Origin of the sequence: Capsulimonas sp. (assembly GCF_039929585.1) — a bacterium.
Lineage (GTDB): Bacteria > Armatimonadota > Armatimonadia > Armatimonadales > Capsulimonadaceae > Capsulimonas.
On sequence record NZ_JBDSQY010000002.1, the window covers coordinates 1 to 21,605 of the forward strand.

18 protein-coding genes are annotated in these 21,605 nt (G+C 60.1%); 17 read left to right on the top strand and 1 reads right to left on the bottom strand.

Features of this window, described 5'->3' with window-relative positions:
* Positions 1 to 75: 75 nt before the first annotated feature.
* The 4 genes from ABIZ35_RS00045 to ABIZ35_RS00060 all read left to right on the top strand — a co-directional run bounded on the left by ABIZ35_RS00045 (position 76) and on the right by ABIZ35_RS00060 (position 6,733).
* Positions 76 to 1,578, top strand: coding sequence for a sugar ABC transporter ATP-binding protein (locus tag ABIZ35_RS00045; RefSeq protein ID WP_348217825.1), 1,503 nt, complete (start codon positions 76 to 78; stop codon positions 1,576 to 1,578).
* Positions 1,575 to 2,621, top strand: a complete 1,047-nt coding sequence (locus ABIZ35_RS00050; RefSeq protein WP_348217826.1) for an ABC transporter permease — start codon at positions 1,575 to 1,577, stop codon at positions 2,619 to 2,621. The genes ABIZ35_RS00045 and ABIZ35_RS00050 overlap by 4 nt, the downstream gene beginning before the upstream one ends.
* A complete protein-coding gene (locus ABIZ35_RS00055) occupies positions 2,611 to 4,953 on the top strand; it encodes a substrate-binding domain-containing protein (RefSeq protein WP_348217827.1) in 2,343 nt (780 codons plus the stop codon). Before ABIZ35_RS00050 ends, ABIZ35_RS00055 begins: the two co-directional genes overlap by 11 nt.
* A 115-nt stretch (positions 4,954 to 5,068) precedes the next feature.
* Entirely contained in the window at positions 5,069 to 6,733 is a 1,665-nt protein-coding gene (locus ABIZ35_RS00060; RefSeq protein WP_348217828.1) for an alpha-L-fucosidase, read from the top strand.
* A gap of 215 nt (positions 6,734 to 6,948) precedes the next feature.
* Here the strand turns inward: ABIZ35_RS00060 and ABIZ35_RS00065 are convergent, their stop codons facing one another.
* Positions 6,949 to 8,706: a PAS domain-containing methyl-accepting chemotaxis protein gene (locus tag ABIZ35_RS00065; RefSeq protein ID WP_348217829.1), complete on the bottom strand. Its 1,758-nt coding sequence runs from the start codon at positions 8,704 to 8,706 to the stop codon at positions 6,949 to 6,951.
* A 183-nt stretch (positions 8,707 to 8,889) separates the two neighbouring features.
* Here ABIZ35_RS00065 and ABIZ35_RS00070 point away from each other — a divergent pair, with 183 nt between their 5' ends.
* The 13 genes from ABIZ35_RS00070 (at position 8,890) to ABIZ35_RS00130 (ending at position 21,519) form a co-directional block, all read left to right on the top strand.
* The gene (locus tag ABIZ35_RS00070) at positions 8,890 to 9,324 is read left to right on the top strand and encodes an HIT family protein (RefSeq protein ID WP_348217830.1); all 435 of its coding nucleotides are present in this window, start codon (positions 8,890 to 8,892) and stop codon (positions 9,322 to 9,324) included.
* Positions 9,325 to 9,340: 16 nt separating this feature from the next.
* Positions 9,341 to 9,964 (top strand): Holliday junction branch migration protein RuvA, encoded by a 624-nt coding sequence (gene ruvA / locus ABIZ35_RS00075; RefSeq protein WP_348217831.1) that lies wholly within the window; start codon positions 9,341 to 9,343, stop codon positions 9,962 to 9,964.
* 362 nt (positions 9,965 to 10,326) lie between these two features.
* Positions 10,327 to 11,349 carry a Holliday junction branch migration DNA helicase RuvB gene (gene ruvB / locus ABIZ35_RS00080; RefSeq protein WP_348217832.1) on the top strand — a complete coding sequence of 341 codons (1,023 nt, stop codon included), beginning with the start codon at positions 10,327 to 10,329 and terminating at the stop codon, positions 11,347 to 11,349.
* An 80-nt stretch (positions 11,350 to 11,429) separates the two neighbouring features.
* On the top strand, positions 11,430 to 14,027 hold the full coding sequence (locus ABIZ35_RS00085) for a GH92 family glycosyl hydrolase (protein ID WP_348217833.1): 2,598 nt from the start codon (positions 11,430 to 11,432) through the stop codon (positions 14,025 to 14,027).
* A gap of 156 nt (positions 14,028 to 14,183) precedes the next feature.
* Positions 14,184 to 14,360, top strand: a complete 177-nt coding sequence (locus ABIZ35_RS00090) for a hypothetical protein (protein WP_348217834.1) — start codon at positions 14,184 to 14,186, stop codon at positions 14,358 to 14,360.
* 186 nt (positions 14,361 to 14,546) lie between these two features.
* On the top strand, positions 14,547 to 16,157 hold the full coding sequence (locus ABIZ35_RS00095; protein ID WP_348217835.1) for an ATP-binding cassette domain-containing protein: 1,611 nt from the start codon (positions 14,547 to 14,549) through the stop codon (positions 16,155 to 16,157).
* Positions 16,158 to 16,472: 315 nt separating this feature from the next.
* Positions 16,473 to 17,261 (top strand): DUF1559 domain-containing protein, encoded by a 789-nt coding sequence (locus ABIZ35_RS00100; protein ID WP_348217836.1) that lies wholly within the window; start codon positions 16,473 to 16,475, stop codon positions 17,259 to 17,261.
* A 57-nt stretch (positions 17,262 to 17,318) separates the two neighbouring features.
* Complete coding sequence (locus ABIZ35_RS00105; protein ID WP_348217837.1) at positions 17,319 to 17,645, top strand: hypothetical protein; 327 nt, start codon at positions 17,319 to 17,321, stop codon at positions 17,643 to 17,645.
* Positions 17,646 to 17,887: 242 nt separating this feature from the next.
* Positions 17,888 to 19,099, top strand: a complete 1,212-nt coding sequence (locus tag ABIZ35_RS00110) for a DNA adenine methylase (protein WP_348217838.1) — start codon at positions 17,888 to 17,890, stop codon at positions 19,097 to 19,099.
* Entirely contained in the window at positions 19,096 to 19,755 is a 660-nt protein-coding gene (locus ABIZ35_RS00115) for a hypothetical protein (RefSeq protein ID WP_348217839.1), read from the top strand. The genes ABIZ35_RS00110 and ABIZ35_RS00115 overlap by 4 nt, the downstream gene beginning before the upstream one ends.
* A gap of 9 nt (positions 19,756 to 19,764) precedes the next feature.
* Positions 19,765 to 20,133 (top strand): hypothetical protein, encoded by a 369-nt coding sequence (locus ABIZ35_RS00120; RefSeq protein ID WP_348217840.1) that lies wholly within the window; start codon positions 19,765 to 19,767, stop codon positions 20,131 to 20,133.
* 140 nt (positions 20,134 to 20,273) lie between these two features.
* Positions 20,274 to 20,867, top strand: a complete 594-nt coding sequence (locus tag ABIZ35_RS00125) for a hypothetical protein (RefSeq protein WP_348217841.1) — start codon at positions 20,274 to 20,276, stop codon at positions 20,865 to 20,867.
* Between the two features lie 139 nt (positions 20,868 to 21,006).
* The gene (locus ABIZ35_RS00130; RefSeq protein WP_348217842.1) at positions 21,007 to 21,519 is read left to right on the top strand and encodes a hypothetical protein; all 513 of its coding nucleotides are present in this window, start codon (positions 21,007 to 21,009) and stop codon (positions 21,517 to 21,519) included.
* The last annotated feature ends 86 nt before the right edge of the window (positions 21,520 to 21,605 follow it).

A 21,605-nucleotide genomic window follows, 5' to 3' on the forward strand; every position in this document is an offset into this window, starting at 1 on the left:
ATTAATCTTAGACACGTTTTCGAAAATATGGTCTGCACCCCCAGTGGGGGCCGGGGGGCATCCTGAGAAGCACATATGACCTCACTCGCCCTACAACTTCGCGGCGTCAGTAAACGCTATCCCGGCATGCTTGCCGTGGACGCTGTGGATTTCGACGTCCGCCCCGGCGAGGTCCACGCCCTGCTTGGCGAGAACGGAGCGGGGAAGTCCACACTCGTCAGTCTGATTGCCGGATCGTTCTCGGATTATACCGGCGAGGTTTTGATTGACGGCGAGGCGGTCACGCTGCATGCGCCGGCGGCGGCGAAGGCGCTGGGAATCGAGATGATCCACCAGGAGCTGAGCTTGGCGCCGCCGCTGAGTTTAGCGGAGAACTTACTTGCGGGGCGGCTTCCGGTGAAACGCGGTTTTGTGGACCGGCGCGCGCTGCGGGATGAGGCGGCGCGTCTGCTGCGTCAGGTGGGTTTGAATCTGGATCAGGACACGCTCGTGGAGGAGATCAGTCAGCCGCAGGCGCAATTGGTCGAGATCGCGAAGGCGCTGGGGAACGATCCCAAGATTTTGATCATGGACGAGCCGACTTCGTCGCTGAGCCGCGAGGAAGTCGCGCAGCTGTTTCGGCTGGTGAAGGATCTGCGCGCGTCGGGGCTGGCGGTGATTTATATCTCCCACCATCTTCCGGAGCTGGCCGAAATTGCCGACCGCGTGACGGTGATGCGCGATGGCAAAAAAGTCGAAACGCTGGAGATGGCGGACGCCACGCCGGAGCGTCTGGTCGAGATGATGGTTGGGGGAGCCGCCACGGCGCTGTATCCGCAGCGCCACAGCGCGCTTGGTGCGGCGCGGCTGCGTGTGGAGGACCTGAGCCGTATCGGTTTTTTTCACGATGTGTCCCTGACCGTGCGCGCGGGCGAGATTGTGGGGATTGGCGGCCTGTCCGGCGCGGGGCGCAGCGAGCTGGCGCGATCGATCTGCCGGATCGACCCCATTGACCGGGGCCGGATTGAGATTGACGGCGCGCCGTCGCGGGCGAAGAGTTATGGGCAGGCGATCCGGGAAGGCTTTGCGTACTTGACGGAGGATCGCAAGAGCCAGGGCTTGGCGCTGCGTCTGAGCGTCGCCGACAATATCCTGGGCGGCGTCATCAGCCGTCATTCGCGCTTTGGCGTCTACTCCGCGCAAAGCGGCAAAGAGGTTGCGCGCGACATGATCGCCGCGCTTCAGGTGCAGCCGCCGGACGCCGCGCGCGAAGCGGGCGGCCTTTCGGGAGGCAACCAGCAGAAAGTATTGCTCGCGAAGTGGCTGGCGACAAAGCCCAAAGTGTTGATCCTGGACGAGCCCACACGAGGCGTGGATGTCGCCGCGAAAGCCGTGATCCATCAGGCGATCGCCGAAGCCGCAGAGCAGGGCGTCGCCGTGCTGCTGATCTCCTCGGACCTGCCGGAGTTGGTTGGACTGTCGGACAAAGTTCTAATTTTGCGAAAGGGGCGTTTGATCGGTCGTTTGAACAAAGACGACTGTTCGGAACAGGCCGTCCTGCTGGCCGCCAATGGCCAGGGAGCGCTGTCGCCGGTATGAGCCAACCTATCAGCCCCCCATTGACTTCAGAGCCAAACGTCGAACGCGCGGCGGCCCGCGCGGCCCGCCTGGATGGCGGACGCCGCGCGCCGCGCTGGGCGAGCGCCGGCGGCGTATTTCTGCTGGTCGCCGTTCTCGCGATCCTGGGCCGCATCCTCTCGCCCGATTTTCTTACCTCGGGCAATCTGCTCAACATGCTGCGGGCGGTGACGCTGCTCGGTATCGTCGCCATCGGCGCGACCTTTGTCACCTACAGCGGCCACTATATCGATCTCTCGACACCTGCGATGATGGCGCTGTCCGGCATCGCGACCGTGGCGGCGCTGCCGCTCGGCATCGTTCCCGCGATCGCCTGTGGCCTGTTCGCGGGCGTGGCCGTCGGCGCGATCAACGGCGCCGTGGTGGGTTATTTGAGACTCAATCCCATTATCTGGACTCTCGCAATGGCGGCGATGATCGATGGGCTGATCCGCTGGGGCTTTCATGGCAAACAAGTTTATCCCGACGAAGGGACGGTGGCGGGAAGACTAATGGTCGCGATGTACGCCGCGCAGCTTCCGGGCGGCGTTCCGGTGATCGTCGCCGTCTTGGGGGCGCTTGCTCTGCTTGGCTGGTTTCTGATGAACCGGACGGCGTTCGGCGCCCGGGTACGGCTGGTCGGCTCGGCGTACGAAGCGGCGCGCATGACGGGGCTGGATGTCCGCGCGCTGGTCGCGCTGGCGTTTGTCGTGTCCTCGGCGACGGCGGCTGTGGGCGGGATTCTGCTCACCTCGCTGAACAAAGTTGGCGCGGCGTATATTGGGTCAGGATATGACTTTATGGCGGTGACGGCTGTGGTGATCGGCGGGGTGACATTGAATGGCGGACGCGGCTCGATTCCCGGCGCGCTCGGCGGCGTGCTGGTGATCGGCCTGCTGCGCAATATCATGACGCTGATCGGGATCGGCTCGTTCGGCCAGCTGATCGTGCAGGGCATTGTCTTTATTGCCGCCGTCGGCGCCAGCGCCTATACACTCCGAAGGGCGGGGCGCGATGATTCCTGATCCTCTCAGCCAAAGTTCGCCGGAGGCTCCAATCTCAGTAAAGCGCGTTTCTATTCCCACGGGCGACCGTGTCGCCGCATGGGCGTATCGCGCCCGCATCTCCCTGCTCTGCGCGGCGGTCTTCGCCGCCATGTCCGTCCTCGCGCCAAACTTTCTGACCCTCGGCAACCTTGCTTCGATTTTCAAAGGGATGAGCACTAATCTTTACGCCGCGATTGGCCTGACGATTGTCCTCATCGCCGGTCAGCTGGATCTGTCCATCGGCGCTTTGATGACCATCGGCGGCATGGCGGCGATCGGTCTTCAGCCGCGCCTGGGGTGGGGCGGCGCGTTTGCCGTCGCCGCTCTATTAGGGGTAATCGTGGGCGCGGTCAACGGCCTGCTGGTGACGAAGGCGAAGATCAGCTCGTTCATCGTGACGCTTGGAACCATGACCATTCTCGGCGGCGCCGCGAATCTTTACAGCAAGGGCGGCACGCTCTTTGTCAGCGACTTCTCGTTCGCCGACCGTCTCGATCCCGCCGGAATGCTCCTCACCCCGCGTGTTCTGCTCTCGCTCGCGGCGCTCGTCCTGTGCGCCGTGCTGCTGCGGCGCACGGCGGCGGGGCGCGGGGTGTATCTGATCGGCGGCAGCGCGCGTATGGCGTGGTACTCCGGGCTTCCTGTGGACACGTATATCATCGGCGCCTTTATGGTCTCGGGACTGCTGTCGGCGCTGGGCGGCGCGCTGTTTGCGGCCAGTCTCAACTCGGCGAACCCGAGCATGGGGGACCGGTCGCTGATGCCGGTGATCGCCGCTGTAATCATTGGTGGCGCGAGCATGAAGGGCGGCAAAGGGAGCGTGGTCGAGAGCGCCGTCGCCGTTCTGACATTGGTTGCCCTGATCAACGGCCTGGCGTGCCTGGGCGCGGGCTTCGAGGTGCAGCAGATCGCGAGCGGCGCGGTGCTCGCAAGCGTGGTCGCCTACGACGCCTGGCGCGCCGTCCAAGCGAACGCCGTGCGCGGTCAGCGCAAGGAGCTGTTATCAGAATTTCGGGACAGCAGTCTCGCGTCGATCAATGACGAAGACGATATCACGGAGGAGAGTAATTTATTGGAACAGCGCAAGGATCGGACTTTCGCGATGGCGTGCGTGGCGATGGTCGCCTGCGTGGCCATTGTCGCGATATACGCCCTGTCGATGCATCATTCGTCCGGGACGGAGCCACGTACGGCCTCATCGGCGTCTTCTCCGGCAAGCGTCTCCGCGGCGATCGCCGATGCGGACGCCGCCGTCATGAAGCTCAAAGCGATCGACGGTCAGCCGCTGATCGCCATGGATGACGCCCCTTTGAACGCGCCGCCGCGTCCCGCCAATCCCGATGCGCTGCCGCTGGACGATCCCATGCACTGGTACGACCAGGAGTACGCCGGCTGGAGCGTGGCGCGTCAGAACATGCCCAAGTCTCCCGGCGGCCCGGTCGCCGGCCGCAAGGTCCTTTGCCTGCGCTTCATGGATCACCCCTATCTGACGGCGTACACACGCGGCATGCAGAAAGTCGCCGACGCCTACGGGATTCAATTGACGACTTTAGTCGCGAACAACGACATCAACATCCAATCCCAGCAGGTCGATCAGGCGATTAATGAGCGCCCTGACTTAGTCATCATCACTCCGGTAGACGCGACTGCCGTTGTGCCTCTGCTGCGCAAGCTCAACCAGGCCGGCGTTCCCGTAATCGCCAGTAACCTGATGCCCATCGCCCAGGGAACACCCTATGAGCTGACCTGGACCGGCCCCGACGATTGGGGCAACACGCGCATGCTCGCCCGCGAGTTCGCGAAGCGCATGAACTACGAGGGCGGCTATTGCATCGTGCGCCACATGCCTGGCTCCGCGCCGTTCTTTTCTCGAACATACGCCATGGTGACTGAGCTCAAAAAGATTGCGCCGAAGATGGTGTGTCTGGATATGCAGTCGACGGGCCTGGAGGCTGAGAAGACGATGCAGGTGGTGAGTGATTGGATCACCCGTTATGGGACAAAGCTTAAGGGCATTACCAGCGCCGACGACTCTGGATCGCAGATTGGGATCGATCAGGCCGTCGCGAACGCTCATCGCTCGGATATCGTTCGGGTCGCGGCCGGGAGCAGTAAGGTCGGTATGGACGCCGTGAAGAAGGGCGAATTAGCCGCCGTCACTTCCCAGGCCGCCGAATCGGACGGAGCGCTCCCCATGAAGCTCGCCGCCGACTGGCTGTCGGGAAAGCCGATCGAGCGCCCTGTCTATTATCTCAAGAAGCAATTGATCACCCAGGAGAATGTCGGTCAGTTCCAGCCGGCGCAGTGGTGATAATTCACCATAAAAACAGTGCGATTCGCCAATTGTCTTCTGAACTCTCACGCCTTATAATAGAGAAAATACGCACGGTGTTTGCGGCGTGACGCAATGAAAAGGACAATTGGGAATGAAGCATCTTTGGAACGCGGCGCTCGCGGGGTTACTCCTGGCGGGCGCCGTTCTGGCGAGGCCGTCGCATGCGCAGGGACCGTCGCCGACCGCCGCGCACATGCAGTGGTGGCGCGATGCGCGGTTCGGGATGTTTATCCACTGGGGTCCGGTCAGCCTCAAGGGAACCGAGATCAGCATCAGCCGCTCTCCGAACCCGTACGGACCGAACGAAGGCGGCATCCCCGCCGCCGAGTACGACAATCTCTACAAGCAGTTCAACCCCACGAAGTTCGATCCCAAAGCCATTGTCGCGCTGGCGAAAGCCGCAGGGATGAAGTACATTGTGTTCACGGCAAAGCATCACGATGGCTTTGCCGAATGGGATAGCAAGCTGACGGACTACAAGATCACCAGCCCGCTGTCGCCCTACCAGAAAGACATCGTCAAGCAATTGGCCGACGCCACCCGCGCCGCCGGTCTGCACTGGTGCGTCTATTATTCGCAGCCAGATCTGCATCATCCTGACTATGACGTCAACCAGCCCGCCTACGACAAATACTTCCATGCCCAGGTGCACGAACTGCTGACCAATTACGGCAAGGTTGACTTGATTTGGTTCGACGGCCTCGGCGCTTCAGCCGATTACTGGGACGCTCAGAACCTTTTCAAAGAGATGCGCGCCACAAATCCTAATCTGATCATCAATGACCGCTGCGGCCTCCCCGGCGACTACAATAGCCCCGAGCAGCGCGTGGGCGCCTACGACGACCAGCATCCTTGGGAAACGTGTATGACGATCGGCGATCAGTGGGCTTATAAACCCGATGATAGCTACAAGAGCGCCACACGCTGCATCCAGACCCTCGCAAAGTGCGCGGGCGGCGACGGCAATTTGCTGCTCAATATCGGACCGCAGCCTGATGGCCAGGTCGATCCCACACAAGCCGACCGTCTGCGCGCCATCGCCGCCTGGATGAAGACGCGAGGCGTCTCTATTACGGGAACGCGCGGCGGCCCGTATAAGCCGACGTCATCCTATGTCTCCACGCGCAAGGGAAACACCGTTTATGTCCACGTTCTGGGCTGGACCGGTGACAGCGTTACGCTGCCAGTGATGCCCAAGGCCATCACCGGCAGCCGTGTGCTCGGCGGCGGTTCGGTGCAAGTCCGCCAAACGCCCGAGGGCGTCACCATCACTGTTCCTACGGGCAATCACGACGCCTCTGACACCGTCATCGCTCTGCAACTGAATGGCTCCGCGATGGATCTCGCTCCTATCGCCGCCACGATCTCCGGTCCTCCGGCGACCTTAGCAGCCACCAATGTCTACCACCAAATCCCGACCTACGACGCCGCCATGGCGTACGACGGCGACGACGGCACGCGCTGGGCGACGGACGACGGCGTGAAGCAAGCCGCCATCACGGCGGAGTTCGCTAAGCCAGCCGTAATCCAGGGTGTCTCCATCCATGAAGCGATCGAGAAACGCGTGCAAAAGTTCGAACTTCAGTACCAGGCGCCGGGCGGCTCCGACTGGATCACGCTCGCCGCCGGGACACAGATCGGCGAACACTACACGGCAAGCTTCACGCCGGTACAGGCAAAGTCGTTTCGCCTGAATATTCTGGATTCGACCGAGGGGCCGACGATTTCGGAGATTTCGTTTATGACGGCGAAATAGGGACATGCGCCCTGCGTGACCTACCCCCGTATGACCTACCCCGGCGCTTCGCGCCACCCCTCCCTTGAAGCAGGGAAGGGTTGGAAAGAGATTCTCGGACGAATGCCGCCTGCGATAACAAAATCCTAATTACCCTTCCCTGCTTCAAGGGAGGGGTGGCGCGAAGCGCCGGGGTAGGTCATACGGGGGTAGGTCAGCGGCGGGAAGAATCGCTCCTATACGATCCGCAGCTTCGGACGTCCGGCGGGCGCCGGCGCTGCATATTGCGTCTCCTCGTGATTCGTGGTCAGCGAGCTAAGAAGTTCGTGGATGATCCGATCGATGCTGGACGATCCGTCGACCATTTCGCCGATGCTCGCTTCGTTGGACCGGGTAATCTCGTTGATTGTCTCGGTCGCCGCCGCGAGTTCTTCGCTGGTTTCCAGCTGATGCTGGCTCGCGGCGGCGACGCCGGCGATGATCGTATCGACTTCCTTGGCGGCGCCGATGATCTGGGTCAGCGCGACCTCCGCCTGGCGGGCGAGTTCCTTGCCCTTGTCCACTTCCGTCTTGCCCTGCTGGATGGAGTTCAGAGCTTCCAAGGTGTCCTGCTGGATCTTGGAAATGACGCTGGCGATCTCCTTGGTGGAGCGCGCGGTGTGCTCGGCCAGTTTGCGCACTTCGTCGGCGACGACCGCGAAGCCGCGGCCTTCGTCGCCGGCGCGGGCCGCTTCGATCGCGGCGTTCAGCGCCAGGAGGTTGGTTTGCTCGGCGATAGAGCTGATGACGCCGACGATTTCGCCGACGCGCTTGCTGCTGGCGCCCAGTTCGCTGACCTTCACTGCGGCGTCGCTGACGACATCGGCGATGGTGTTCATGCCATGGATCGTCTTGCCGACGACCGCGCCGCCATGCTCCGCCGTTGTCCCCGCGTTATTGGCGGTCTGCGCCGCCTGCGCGGCGCTCTGGCTGGTGGCCTTCAGCGACCGAACCATCTCATCGATCTGTTCCGCATTCCTGCGCGTCTGCTCCGTCTGATTGCGTGCGCCCTGCGAGATATTCTCCGCGCTCGCTGAGAACTGCATGCTCGCGGCCGCCGCCGTTTCCGCCAGCGATTGCGCCTGCTGGATGCGCCGCTTTTCCATCGTAATATCAGTCAGTGACCCCGCTACGCGCAGCGGCAATCCCTTGCTGTCGCGCATTGTGCAGCCGCGCGCTCGGTACCATCGATAACCCTGGCTCTTGGTCTTCAGCTGGTACTCCACATCGTAGGGGGTGCGGCCGGAATGGTCGGTGAGGTGGGCGACGAAGGCCTTGAGCACCCGGTCCTTGTCGTCGGCGTGCAGGAGCGACGCCCAGCTGTCGAGGACATTCGGGAAGTCTCGCTCGTCGTTGTAACCCAGCATCTTGCGGAACTGATCGGACCACCAGAATTCGTTCTTTGGGTTGACGGGATCGCCCGCGATAACCGACAGATCCCAGAGGCCGTCGCTAGAGGCAGAGTTCACCAACTCAAAACGGGTCTGGAGCGTCTGCATCTCCAGCAGTCGCTGCTTCTCCTCGGTAATGTCCGTGAGCGAGCCGGCGACCCGCAGCGGCATGCCCTTGCTGTCGCGCATGGTGCAGCCGCAGGCTCGATACCATCGGTAGCCCTGGTTTTTGGTGAGCAGCTGATACTCGACATCGTAGGGTGTGCGGCCGGTGTAGTCGGTCAAGTGCGCCCCGAAGGCTTTGAGCACCCAATCTTTGTCATCGGCGTGGAGGAGAGACGCCCAGCTATTGAGGACATTGGGGAAGTCCGTTTCGTCTTTGTAGCCAAGCAGCTTCCGGAACTGGTCCGACCACCAGAACTCGTTCTTAGGATTGATCGGATCGCCGGCAATCACGGACATGTCCCATAAACCGTCGTTGGAAGCCGAGTTCACAAGCTCAAAACGCGTTTGAAGCGTTTGCAGTCTGCGAAATCCGCCCGTCAAGTTGCTTAGCCAATTCATCGAGATGTCTTCTCCTCAAAAATTCGCCGCCTCGCAGGAGAGCGAGCGGGCGTTAATTCATAAGGATTATCGGCGCCCCTCTTTGTTTTCCGCAGGACACATTTGGGGAGGGATGCTCTGCGCCCGGATTGCTGGTATCATAAGAGAATACGGCGAACCTTCGCCCCCTCAGGAAGTATATTCATGCCCGAATGCACGCTTTGTGACCTTAATCGCGGCGTCGTCACGTCCAACGACTATTGGATCGCCGCGATCAACCAGAACCAGGCGACTCTTGGCCGGGTCTTTTTCGCCCTGCGCCGTCACGAAACCGATGTCGCCGCGCTTTCTCCCGAGGAGCGCGATGCGCTGTGGGAGATCGCGGGCCAGTTCAAGCGGGCGCTTGCGACGTTGTTTGCGCCCGATCATTTCAACTTCATGTTTCTGATGAACCAGGACGCCCATGTGCACATGCATATCTATCCAAGGTACGCATCAACGCGTGAGTTTTCCGAGCAAGTCTTCGCGGACAGCAACTTTGGCGGTCACTACGACCCCGCCGAAACGCGCCCTCTGACCGAAGCGCAGCAGGAGACGCTGATCTCGTGCCTCCGCCGCACACTCGCCATCGGCGACTAAAGGACGTTCCCAAGATATGATCGCACATTTGAACGGCGTCGTCGCGCGCGTCGAAGCCACCTATATCGTCCTTGATGTCGGCGGGGTGGGGTACAAAGTCGCGGTCCCCGTCAGTGTTCTGACGGCGCTGCCTCCGGTTGGACAAAAAACGCTGCTCCACATCCACACCATCGTCCGCGAGGACGACATCGCCCTTTATGGTTTCTCCCAGCCCGGCGACCAGCGCGTCTTCGAACTCTTGATCGGCGTCACCGGCGTCGGCCCCAAAGTCGCCCTCTCCGTCCTTTCCGCCATGGACGCCGACACCCTCGCCCGCGCCATCGCCAATGAAGACACCAAGACCCTCATTCGCATTCCCGGACTCGGTCTCAAAACCGCCCAGCGCTTGATCTTAGAACTCAAAGAAAAGATCAGCGCCATGGTCTGGGAGCGCAAGTCCGATCGCATGACGGCGATCAGCCAGGCCCCGACGGAGCAGGATATCTTCGAGGACGTCGTCGAAGGCCTCGTCAACCTCGGCTACAACCGCAACGACGCCCGCAAGGCTGCCGACCGCGCGATGAAAGAGATCGTGGACAAGACGAATATGGGCGAGGCCCTGCGCGCCGCGCTGAATATTCTGACGGGGAGTGGGAAGTAGCGGCGTGAGTCCCTATTCCCCCGGCGCTAAAGCGCTTTCCCCCTTTTTCCCAACAAGCTGCTTCGCAGGGTAAAAGGGGAGCCACTCATTGTCAGCCCTGCTCGTTCGACAAGTAGGTTTGAAGAGTTACGGCGCTGTCGCAAACAAACTCCTCACGGCTACGTAACGAGTGAATGGACGGCAGTTATCAGCACCCCTTTTACCCTGCGAAGCAGCTTGTTGGGAAAAAGGGGGAAAGCGCTTTAGCGCCGGGGGAATAGGGACTGCGTCGGGGATATACAACCACCGCCCCGTTTCGTTTGACGCTTCCCCAAATCTCTGGTACATTATCTCCACGTGAAACAACGTTGAGGAAAGAAATTATGACCGAACGGATGATCTCCTCTGACATGGCGGATGAGGACCGCGATGAATACTCTCTGCGGCCTCGGTGGCTGCGGGAGTTTATTGGGCAGGCGAAGATTAAAGAGAACCTGTCGATCTTTCTCCAGGCCGCGAAGGGCCGGGGGGAGGCGCTGGATCATGTGCTGCTCCATGGGCCGCCGGGACTGGGGAAGACGAGCCTTTCGCTGATCATCGCCAATGAAATGGGTGCGACGCTGCGGGCGACGTCCGGGCCGGCGATCGAGCGGCCGGGAGATCTGGTCGCGATCCTGACGAACCTGGAGCCGGGGAGCGTGCTGTTTGTCGATGAGATCCATCGGCTGTCGCGCACGGTGGAAGAAATTCTTTATTCGGCGATGGAGGATTACCAGGTCGATATCGTGATCGGGCAGGGGCCTTCGGCGCGGACCGTGAAGCTGGATGTCAATCCGTTTACTTTGGTCGGCGCGACGACGCGGGCCGGGCTTTTGACGTCGCCTCTCCGAGACCGATTTGGGATTCAGCAGAACTTTACATTCTATGAGACGGATGATCTGGTCGAAATCATCGTGCGCTCGGCGGCGATTTTGGGCGTGAGTCTGGATCTGACCGGGGCGGTGGAACTGGCCAAACGATCGCGCGGCACGCCGCGTATCGCGAATAGACTTCTCAAGCGTGTGCGAGACTTCGCGCAGGTGCGCGCCGATGGCCATATCAGCAAGGAAGTGGCGGCGGCGGCGCTATCGATGCTGGAGGTGGACGCGCTAGGACTGGACGAATTCGACCGCAAGCTGCTGCGCACGCTGATCGAGAAGTTCGGCGGCGGTCCGGTGGGCGTCGAAACGATCGCGGCGGCCATCAGCGAGGAGCGCGAGACGATCGAGGATGTTTACGAGCCCTATCTGATGCAGCACGGCTTTTTGCAGCGTACCCCCCGGGGCCGCATGGCGACCCGGGCGGCCTACGAACATTTGGGACTGACGCCGCCGCCGCGCGCTCCGATGCAGGGCGAATTGCTCTGAAATGATGCAAGGCGAACCGCTCTGGGGTATTCTAGAACGGCAAAACTACGGCGTGAACGAACCATTACCCAGGCAATTCCATGACTTTTAATCCTCTTGACTTTGTTAATCCGCTGCAGGGAACCAATTCCCAGCATAATTTTTCCCGCGGCAACTCGCTGCCGCTGGTGGCCGCGCCGTGGGGCATGACCCATTGGACCCTCCAGAATGCCGATGGCCGCTGGTTCTTCGACCCCAATACGCCCACGATCCATACGCTGCGCGCCACGCGCCAGCCGTCGCCGTGGATGGCGGATTACGGCGTGATCGGGATTATGGCTCAGACAGGCGATTTGGTGGTCAACCCCGAAGCGCGCACGGTTTCTTACCGGCCGGAAGACCTTGCCGTGCATCCCGATTATCTTTCAGTGGTGCTGGCGGAGGATGGGACGCGGATGGAGATGTCCGCCACGGAGCGCTGCGGGATCTTTCGCTTTACGTTCGCTGCCGGTCTTACGGGACGGGTGCTGATTGATGCGCCGCACGGCATTGAGATCCATGCAGGCGAGAATTTGATCACGGGCAAATCGAGCACGAACCACGGCGGCGTCCCCGACAACTTCGCCTGTTACTTTGCCGCCCGTTTTGACCGTCCGTTCACGAATGCTTATGCGACTCAAGCCGGATCTGTCGTTGCTGGCCAGACGGAGCTGGAAGGCGAGCAGATCGGCGCGGTCGCCGAGTTTGACGACGCCGCGCCGGTCGTGGTGATGAAGATCGGCACGTCGTTTATCAGCGCCGAACAGGCGATCCGAAATCTGAGCCATGAGATCGGCGGCGAAGATTTTGACGCGGTGCGCCAGCAGCTGTCCGCGACGTGGACCGATCTGCTGAGCCGGATCGAAGTCGAAGGCGGGACGACGGATCAGAACCGCACGTTCTACAGCTGTCTCTACCGAGCGCATCTCTATCCGCACATGGTGCACGAGACCGACGCCGCCGGAGAAACCGTCCACTACAGCGCCTACACCGGTGAAGTGCTGCCGGGCGTGGCGTACACGGACAGCGGCTTCTGGGATACCTATCGGACACTCTTCCCGCTGCTGTCGATCCTGCAGCCCGCGCGTTACGGCGAGATCCTGCAAGGGTTCGTCAACGCCTACAAAGAGGGCGGCTGGCTTCCGCAGTGGCCGAGCCCCGGCTACCGGGCGGTCATGATCGGGACGCACATCGACGCCGTGATCGCCGATGCGTTCGTCAAGGGCGTCACGGGCTTCGACCAGGAAACGGCTTATGCAGGTTTGCTGAAGGACGCCAACGTTCCCGGCGATCCGCACGATCTATATGGCCGGGTCGGTTTGAACGACTATCTCGAACTGGGCTATATCGCCGCCGGAACCGCCAATAAATCAGCCTCTCGCTCGCTCGATTATCATTACGACGACTTTTGTATCTCGCAGGTTGCGGGCATTTTGGGTCGCACGGCGGATCAGGAAATGCTGCGCGCGCGGGCGGGCGGCTACAGTAAGCTTTATGACGCCGAATCGGGCTTCCTGCGCGGCCGCAACGCCGATGGAACGTGGCCGGCGAACTTCAATCCGTATTCTTGGGGCGGCCCATATGTCGAAGGCAGCGCGTGGCAGTCGACCTGGGCGGTTCCGCACGACCCCGCCGGTTTAATGGCCGTGATGGGCGGACAGGAAACGCTGGTTCGCAAGCTGGACCAGATGCTCTACCAGTCGCCGAAGTTCGAAGTCGGCTCGTACGGCCATGAGATTCACGAGATGAGCGAAATGGCCGCCGTGCAATTCGGTCAGTACGCGCAGAGCAATCAGCCTGCCCACCTGGCCCTGTTTTTATACACTGTGGCGGGCAGCCCCTCGCGCACCCAGTACTGGGTGCGACGGACCATGGATGTGCTATATACGCCCGATGACTTCCCCGGCGATGAAGACAACGGCGAGATGGCCTCCTGGTACCTCTTCAACGCCCTGGGCTTCTACCCGCTCTGCCCCGGACATCCGTCGTATGTCTTGAGCACGCCGCTCTTTCCGAAGGCGACTGTGACCCTCGAAGACGGCAAGAAGCTGGTCATCGAAGCTCCCGGTAACTCGTCCGAGAATCTCTATGTAAACGGCGTCACCCTAAATGGAGCCGAGCATACGCCGCTTTGGATCTCGCACGAGGCGATCGCGGCAGGCGGCTCACTGACATTCGACATGGCGTCCTCACCGGCGCGGCGCGCGGTCGCCGCGTCGGACCTGCCGTACTCGCTTTCGAGCTATCCCTCAATGGCGGCGCAGACCGACCCTTTCGCCCCGTTGCTCAAGATCAACTGCGGTTCGGACGACGCCAGCGGCGAGTTCGCCGCCGACTGTTATGTCACTGGCGGCAAAGCCGTGGGGGCGGACGGCGAGGAAATATTCGCGACGGAGCGTCGCGGGACGTTCCAGTACGCGCTGCCCATGCCGGCGCTGCCCGAAGGTCAGACGTACACGGTTCGTTTGTATTGCGTGCGCTCCAGCGCGCAGCCCCTCGACACGCGGATCGGCGGAGCGAACGCCGAGACGCTGGGGCGGTCCGCCAAGGCCAGCGGCGAGGGCGTCGTCAAGGAACTGTCCGGCGTGCTTCCCACTGCCAGCGGCCTAATCCTCATCGATGTCTCCAATGGAGCGCTGAGCGCAATCGAGATCTTCTAAATGCTTTTTCTCCCCGGCCCAGCGAACCGGGGAGAAAAAGCATAAGTTGACGGCGTTTTCATTCCCGATGCTGATTTTGTGATATAATAAAAGCTGTCGCCGCGCATACGCCGGCGGTTATTTTCGCGTCAATATTTGTTCACCGGGAGAACGTACGTGCCCAAAGATCATTTGAAAGAAGCCAAAGCGCTGGTGGAAGTTTCCCAGGCCATGACTGAGGAAGCAAAAACCCTCACGAAAGAGGCTGAATCGCTGACCAAGGAAGCGAAGTTTCTGACACAAGAAGCCACGAATCTGGCCGAAGCAGTCGATACGCTCCAGCAGACATCATAAATACTTCCGCTCGCCCCAGCGTTGTTTGCGTCCGGCTGTCTCTTGTCCGCCGGGCGTTTTCTCCTAACATTTCCTCGCTTGCTTCATCTCTCCCTTGCTTCAAACCAGGTATAATAAGAGGTCAATCGCGGCGCGCTTCGCGCCCGTACTCTTGTCCAAATCACTCTTTGGGAACCTGTCTCAGCTATGATCATCGTCAACGAAGTTTCTAAATCCTATGGCACGCGGACGCTGTTCGACAACGTCAGCGTGAAGTTTACGCCGGGGAACCGCTACGGCTTGACCGGCCCGAACGGCGCCGGTAAGTCCACCTTTATGAAGATCCTGTCGGGGGAGATCGAGCCCTCCAACCGTGGGACGATCTCCAAGCCGCAGCGCCTCGGCGTGCTTAAGCAGGATCAGTTCGAGTACGACGACGAGCGCATCATCGACACCGTCATGATGGGCAAGGCGTCGCTCTGGAACGCGCTCAAAGAGCGCAATGAGCTGTGCGAGGCCGAAGAGTTCACCGACGAAATGATGAACCGGCTCGGCGACTTGGAAACAATCATCGCCGATGAGAACGGCTATGAAGCGGAGGTCGAGGCCGCTGAGATCCTGCGCGGTATCGGTTTGGCCAACGAGCGCCACACGGACCCGATGAACACGCTGCCCAACGACTTCAAGTTCCGAGTGCTGCTCGCTCAGGCGCTGTTCGCCGGTCCCGACGCGCTGATGCTCGACGAACCGACCAACCACATGGACCTAGAGTCGATCCACTGGCTGGAGGACTTCCTCTACGAGTACAAGGGAACACTGCTGGTCATCTCGCACGACCGTCACTTCCTGAACGCCGTCTGCACCCATGTCGCCGATATCGACTACGACACCATTATTGTCTACCCCGGCAACTACGACGACATGGTGGAGCACAAGATGCAGGCGCGTGACCGGGTCGAATCCGGCAATCGGGACAAGGCCAAGAAGATCGCGCAGCTTCAGGAGTTCGTGTCCCGCTTCGCCGCCGGCCAGCGCTCCTCTCAGGTGCAGTCGCGCCGCAAGGAAATGGCGCGTCTCGCCCCCGCCGAAATGAAGCGCTCGAATATCCAGCGCCCGTTTATTCGTTTCGAACAGACCAAGCCATCCAGTCGTGAAATTCTTGAGGTTGAGGGGCTGACCAAGTCTTTTGATGGCCGCAAAATTCTGGACAACGTCAATCTGGAAATCGTGCGCGGCGACAAAATCGCGATCATTGGCGGAAACGGCGTTGGCAAGACGACGCTCATTCGCTGCCTGATCGGCGAGCTGGAGCCGGATTCGGGATCGGCCAAATGGGGCTTCGGCGCAAGCTGGGGTTACTATCCGCAGGACTACCGCGTCCTGATGCCTAATGACAGCTCCACGGCGCTGGATTGGATCATGCAGTATGTGACCGACGAAGGCCCGCAGGTCGTACGCGGCATGCTCGGCCGCATGCTCTTCGCCGGCGACGACGCGCTCAAGCCGACTTCGGCGCTCTCCGGAGGCGAGGCCGCCCGTCTGCTGCTCGCCAAGCTCATGCTGATGAAGGATCCGATCCTCATCTTCGACGAACCGACGAACCACCTGGACCTGGAAGCGGTCTCCGCGCTCGCCGAAGGCCTTTCGACCTTCCCCGGCACCGTGCTCGTCGTCTCGCACGACCGTGATTTGATCTCCGAAGTTTCCACTCGCGTGTTGTCGTTCACGCCCGAAGGTCTGATCGACTTCCGTGGAACATACGATGAGTACCTGGAAGAGCATCCCCTTCCTGTGGCCGAACGCCGCGCCAAGTGGTAATATTCGACGTGTAAGATATAAAGTAGTACGCTCTATCTTGTTCATTTAGCGCGCAGCACTTGCAAAACAATGCAAATGCTGCGCGTCTTGTTTTTGTGGCAATGCAAACATTTTAGATGTCAATACTTTCCATGTTTCGCTATGGAATTCTCTTGTTGCTTCTTCGCGCGATTGCGTATAATAAGCTTGTCAAGAAAAAGATATTCCTCTCAAAGTCGTGATGAATACCTCGTCTATCTCCCAATGCCGGGCTGACACTTATGCTGTTACGCTATCATCGATATAAAATCGGTTCTTCGGTCAGGGAGAAAGAATATGCACCATTTGCCCCAGATTTCACGCAATAGCACGCGCGGTTTTACTTTGATTGAACTCCTCGTTGTGATAGCAATTATCGCGATTCTCGCCGCTATCCTCTTCCCGGTCTTTGCACAGGCTCGTGAGAAAGCCCGCCAGATCAGTTGCGCCTCAAACGAGCGCCAGATTGGCCTCGGCATCATGCAGTATGTTCAAGATAACGATGAGACGATGCCCAGGTCGTTTTATGGCGCCAATGGATGGGCGACATCGGGCGCTGGCAGTGATTACAAGTGGATGGATGCAATCTATCCCTATGTGAAGAGTGAAGGTGTGTTCAATTGCCCGGATGACAGTATTGATCCGGTCTACAAAAATCGAACCGACAGTCACTATGGAAGCTATGGAATCAATCAGGCGTATGATTATTCTTCGTGGGTTCCTGAAAAAGCGAATGCGCCGATTTCCACGAATATTGCCGATCATAAAATGGGAGATATTCAGGACCCTAGCGGCACTGCGTTAGTCTTGGATTCCGGCTACCCGGATGCTGGAGCGCCGGGCTATTTTTCCTGGACGGTGCAGTGGTCGAATAAAGCAAGCCAAGGAACCATCGATACAAGCGGCGCATATCCGGGCCTTGGCGCGGCGGGAGACATTCCGCGCACATTTGCGCGCCATCAGGGAACCGACAATGTTTTGTGGTGCGACGGCCACGTGAAGTCTGTTACGCTTGCTTATCTTACCCAGAAAAATCCGAGCGGCTTCTACTATCACTTTACATCGGAAGACGACGCCAATCTGTAATCAGAAACTGCCTGCTGGCGGCGGCGATCAAAGCCGCCGCCAGAAAGCGAGAGAATTATGTTGACTGTCTCTTCGACAGAACTGAAGACGGAAAAATCGCCGATTTCTGTGAAACTCGCAGCCGCCGTGATTGGCGCCCTGCTTCTCATGCTTGTGGTGGCTGCCTTCTTTGTTTTTGGCCCAAAACCCAAGCCAGAGGTCAAGTATAGTCCCTATGCGCTGATGATGAAGGCGAAACAAAATCCCAACAGTCTGACCCCGGATGAGCAGAAGACGCTGCAAAGGATCACAACGTCGGCTTCCCCGGCGCCGGCGGCCTCTGGAAATTCCATAGCCGGAGGCAAGTACGTTCCTCCGCGACTCGCCGCTCATCGGCCTTACTAAGAGGCCGAAATTTCGCCTTTACAAATATTTTTTCTCAAATCGCCCCCATTCCTTTCCGGAATGGGGGCTTTTTTTGCGAGTGACACAAAAACCAGTAAAAATGCTTTGGAAGATTTGGGTGGATTCACGGTACAAAGGGAATTCGAGTTTTGCTTGCTTGCTTCGCCATAAAATTACGCTATCCTCGAAATATCACGGGAGGCCTTTTTACTGTCGCGCATTTCCGCCGCAGTGACTACGATATGAAATTGTCCGACCCCTACCATTCGCGCCGTCATTCCGCCGCGCGTACCGACGATTATCTGTACTCACAGCTCATCCCTTATCTGGGCAACAAGCGTAAACTGCTCCCGCTGATCGCCGCCGCCGTCATGAGCACGGGCGAGACTCAGGGGGTATTCGCCGATCTCTTCGCCGGAAGCGGCGTCGTCTCCCGGTGGGCCAAACAAAAGGGTTATCAAGTCGTGGCGAACGATTGGGAGCCGTACGCCGAGACGATCAACGGGTGCTACATCGGCTTGAACGCCGCGCCCGAGGGAGGCGCGGAGCTTTTGGAAGATCTCAATGCGCTGCCGCCCGTCGATCATGGTTATATTTCCGACAATTACTGCCCCGTTGACGATGAGCACCCCGATCCGGACCGCGAGCGATGTTTCTTCACGCACGAGAACGGCGCGCGGCTCGACGCCATTCGGGAGACGATTGCGCAGTGGAAGGATCAGGGGCTGCTGACGCCGGAAATGCATGCTTATTTAGTCGCCCCGCTGCTTTACGCTGCATCTTACGCCAGTAACACTAGCGGCATCTTCAAAGCCTACCATCGGGGGTGGGGCGGGAAGACCGGGGATGCGCTTTACCGGATCCTCAGCGACCTGCGCGTGCCGACGCCTGTCTTGTATGACAGCCCGCACAGCCATCGGGTGACGTGCATGGACGCCGGCCGTCTGGCGGCGAACTGGAGCGCGATTGTAGACCAGCCAATGACGATCGCCTATCTGGACCCGCCTTACAATCAGCACCCTTATAGCAGCAACTATCACCTGCTGAACACGCTGGCGCTTTGGGACAAGCCGGAGATTGGGCCGGTGGCGCGCGGGACGAAATCCGCGATCCGCAAGGATTGGCGTCTGGACCGCCGCTCGCCTTTCAATCGCAAGAGGCTGGCGCTGGACGCGCTGACGAGTTTAGTGGACGCGCTGCCGGCGCGCTGGGCGCTGATCAGCTACAGCACCCACGGCAATATTCCCGCCGACACTCTGCTGGAGGCGATGGCCGCGCGCGGAGCGGCGACATTGCTGCCCAGTCGCTACCATCGCTATCGTGTTAGCACGCCGCGCATGCCCGTGGCGCAGCAGACCGTGGAGTTCGTGCTGACAATCGACCGGGCGGCCGCCGCGAACTCCTCCGCAGTGGATGTCATGCGTCGCCAGCTCGCCGAGGCGGGGGCGCTATGAACGCCGCGCCCGCCATGCTCTATCACGCCGCGCCGCTGCACTATCTGCCGCATATCCTGCAATGCGGGATGCTGCGTTGTGCGAGCGTGCTGGCCGCCGACGGCGTCGCGCCGCGCGCCGGCGCCAAGCGCCGGGATCGAATGCTGGGACTGCATGACTGGGTTCATCTGTCCACGAATGCGCAGACGCCTTTGCTCGCCGACAAAATTCGGCGCGGCTATCCGCATGCGCTCCTGATCTTCGACGGTCCCGCGACGCTGGCGCTTCCCGGCATCGCTCTCCTGCCGCAAAATACCAAGGCGTGGCGCACGCGCGCCGCCTTTGAGCCTGTGACGGATCCTGCCCATCGGGAGCGGCTCCTGGATGAGCATTTGCAGCACAGCCGCCATCCAAGCCTGGAAATCCTGGTACAATATGCTCTGGGCTTGGAGACGCTCAACCGTGTGACGCTGATCGACGCCGATGAGGCCCAAATGTTACGCGAGCTGACCGTCGCAATGGACGCCGCGTGGTCCGTCCCGATCTCAGTAGAACCGGAACTGTTTCCCGGCGCGGCCGCGTATTATCCCCAAACACGGGACGCCGCCGCCGCTTATTTCGACGCCTGCCGCGTCTCCGGACATTTGCTTGCGCCGCCGCAGATTCCGTTCGACTAAAAACCGATTATGCTGACACATCTTTGGGCGCACGTTCATACGCTGAGTCTCCGTTACGAGGTTGATCCCATCGTGTTCGGTGTGCTTTATATCGCCCATCACCCGCTGTTCTGGGGGACCATGGCCTGGCTCGCCGCGCGCGTCCGCCTGCAGCGTCCCGTGCTTCCGCAGATCGTGTTGGGCGTCTTCTTTTGGGTGATGCCGTATGGTTACATTCTCCTCTTCAGCCGCAATCTCCCTGTTTGGATCTACTTCGTCGTCGCCGTGGTTTTGCTGGTCGGCGGGCGGCACGCGTTCGGCGAAATCCGAAAGACCCTTGCCCGGCGCGTCGCCTCCAAAACAAATGCCTCCCCCACGGACGAACCTTTGGTTTTATAATGGAGTTATCCCCCAAGCTTTGTCAAAATTGTTCGTTTGGGCCAGTCTAGAATCACCCAAAACTGTGGTATTGTGAAAAGAGCAATCATTTGCCCGCTTGCTAGCTTCGCAGGCGCGGCGCGAAAGTTTGGACGTCCATAATGCTTACGAATGTGCTCAAAGGCTGGAAAAGGCAGAGGGCCGCGCTGACGCCGTCCTGGACCGCCGATCCGCCGGCGCTGATGGAAGTCTGCGAGCGTTATTGGAGCAGCCCCTGGGATACGATTTGCGCGGATTGCGGTGACGACGGCTTGCAGGCTCAGTACGATCGAGCCCGGTGCGAGCTCCTGGCCCGATCCGCCGATTGCATGGCGTGGGCGATAGAACTGTCGGCGCGGGAAGAGTTTCAGCCACGCTCAGTAGGGATCGAATTGCTGGCGCAGGCGGCCTACGCCGAATGTCTGGGCGAGCATGAGGAAAGCGCGCGCCTCGCGTTGATCGGCGTGCTGGACTGGCCACTGCGCAGCCGGTGGGATCAGATCGCTCTGGAGACGGCGATCGCCGTGCTGGGCGCCCTGGGCGAGCAGCGCGCCTTGCCGGCGCTGACGCGAATTCTGCAGTCCGACGATCGTGAGTACCAGTGTGATACCCACTGGAGTGTCGCTGCGGCGCTGGAGCGGATCACAGGCCAGCCATTCCTGCAAGGATCGCGCCCTATTGAAGCGGCTCGGCTTTGGTCGAACGAAGCGTTATAGTTATATTATCCATTGCGCCCGAGAAAGAATCTCGAAGCGATATTTGCAATCCGGCGCCAGCGCTCGTTTGCTACCTAAATCCTGCCGCAAACCGTGAGCGATGACGCTTGCCTGAGTTTAAGGCCGAGGATCATCACTCATGAACGAAAAGAACATTCGCTGGATCATTCTCGCGCTTCTCGCGGTTCCCATACTCGCCGCAATCTGGTTTTGCGACAGTCTCTACGCAGGACGTGACCAGTCCAAACTCGATCAATGCAAATTTCAGCTGAAGGCCATTCATACCGGCTATGTCAGTTATAAGAACGATCACGGCGGCGTTCCTCCAAAGAAGTTCCAGGACATCAAGTTCTATATTTTCGGCCAGGACCAGACCTTTAGCTGCCCCTCCGGTCAGCCGGGGGCGAACTACGAGCCGCCGTTCGGCGTAAACCCCGCGCAGTATGTTTACGACTACAGCAGTCACCCTCGCCCGGGCGGCGATACGATCATCTGCTGCGATCACGAACCGCATATGATCCGCCACTTCGTACTGCGATTTCTGGACCAAAAAGTCCGTGAAGTCCTCTACGCCGACGGCCGTATCGCCACGATGCCCGAAAGCGAATTTCAGGCCCTCGACCCAAACACGAAACCGACCCCACACAAATAAGCCCATCACGTCACAATCGGAATTCGGCGCGGAATATGCCATCATCAGTTACTGAAAGATGATGGTCGCTCACTTCCCGAAGAGCC

Bases quoted from the DNA above. Each gene is read 5' to 3' on its own strand.
- ABIZ35_RS00045 (WP_348217825.1), top strand. From the start codon at position 76: ATGACCTCACTCGCCCTACAACTTCGCGGCGTCAGTAAACGCTATCCC.
- ABIZ35_RS00050 (WP_348217826.1), top strand. From the start codon at position 1,575: ATGAGCCAACCTATCAGCCCCCCATTGACTTCAGAGCCAAACGTCGAA.
- ABIZ35_RS00055 (WP_348217827.1), top strand. From the start codon at position 2,611: ATGATTCCTGATCCTCTCAGCCAAAGTTCGCCGGAGGCTCCAATCTCA.
- ABIZ35_RS00060 (WP_348217828.1), top strand. From the start codon at position 5,069: ATGAAGCATCTTTGGAACGCGGCGCTCGCGGGGTTACTCCTGGCGGGC.
- ABIZ35_RS00065 (WP_348217829.1), bottom strand. From the start codon at position 8,706: ATGAATTGGCTAAGCAACTTGACGGGCGGATTTCGCAGACTGCAAACG.
- ABIZ35_RS00070 (WP_348217830.1), top strand. From the start codon at position 8,890: ATGCCCGAATGCACGCTTTGTGACCTTAATCGCGGCGTCGTCACGTCC.
- ruvA (WP_348217831.1), top strand. From the start codon at position 9,341: ATGATCGCACATTTGAACGGCGTCGTCGCGCGCGTCGAAGCCACCTAT.
- ruvB (WP_348217832.1), top strand. From the start codon at position 10,327: ATGACCGAACGGATGATCTCCTCTGACATGGCGGATGAGGACCGCGAT.
- ABIZ35_RS00085 (WP_348217833.1), top strand. From the start codon at position 11,430: ATGACTTTTAATCCTCTTGACTTTGTTAATCCGCTGCAGGGAACCAAT.
- ABIZ35_RS00095 (WP_348217835.1), top strand. From the start codon at position 14,547: ATGATCATCGTCAACGAAGTTTCTAAATCCTATGGCACGCGGACGCTG.
- ABIZ35_RS00100 (WP_348217836.1), top strand. From the start codon at position 16,473: ATGCACCATTTGCCCCAGATTTCACGCAATAGCACGCGCGGTTTTACT.
- ABIZ35_RS00105 (WP_348217837.1), top strand. From the start codon at position 17,319: ATGTTGACTGTCTCTTCGACAGAACTGAAGACGGAAAAATCGCCGATT.
- ABIZ35_RS00110 (WP_348217838.1), top strand. From the start codon at position 17,888: ATGAAATTGTCCGACCCCTACCATTCGCGCCGTCATTCCGCCGCGCGT.
- ABIZ35_RS00115 (WP_348217839.1), top strand. From the start codon at position 19,096: ATGAACGCCGCGCCCGCCATGCTCTATCACGCCGCGCCGCTGCACTAT.
- ABIZ35_RS00120 (WP_348217840.1), top strand. From the start codon at position 19,765: ATGCTGACACATCTTTGGGCGCACGTTCATACGCTGAGTCTCCGTTAC.
- ABIZ35_RS00125 (WP_348217841.1), top strand. From the start codon at position 20,274: ATGCTTACGAATGTGCTCAAAGGCTGGAAAAGGCAGAGGGCCGCGCTG.
- ABIZ35_RS00130 (WP_348217842.1), top strand. From the start codon at position 21,007: ATGAACGAAAAGAACATTCGCTGGATCATTCTCGCGCTTCTCGCGGTT.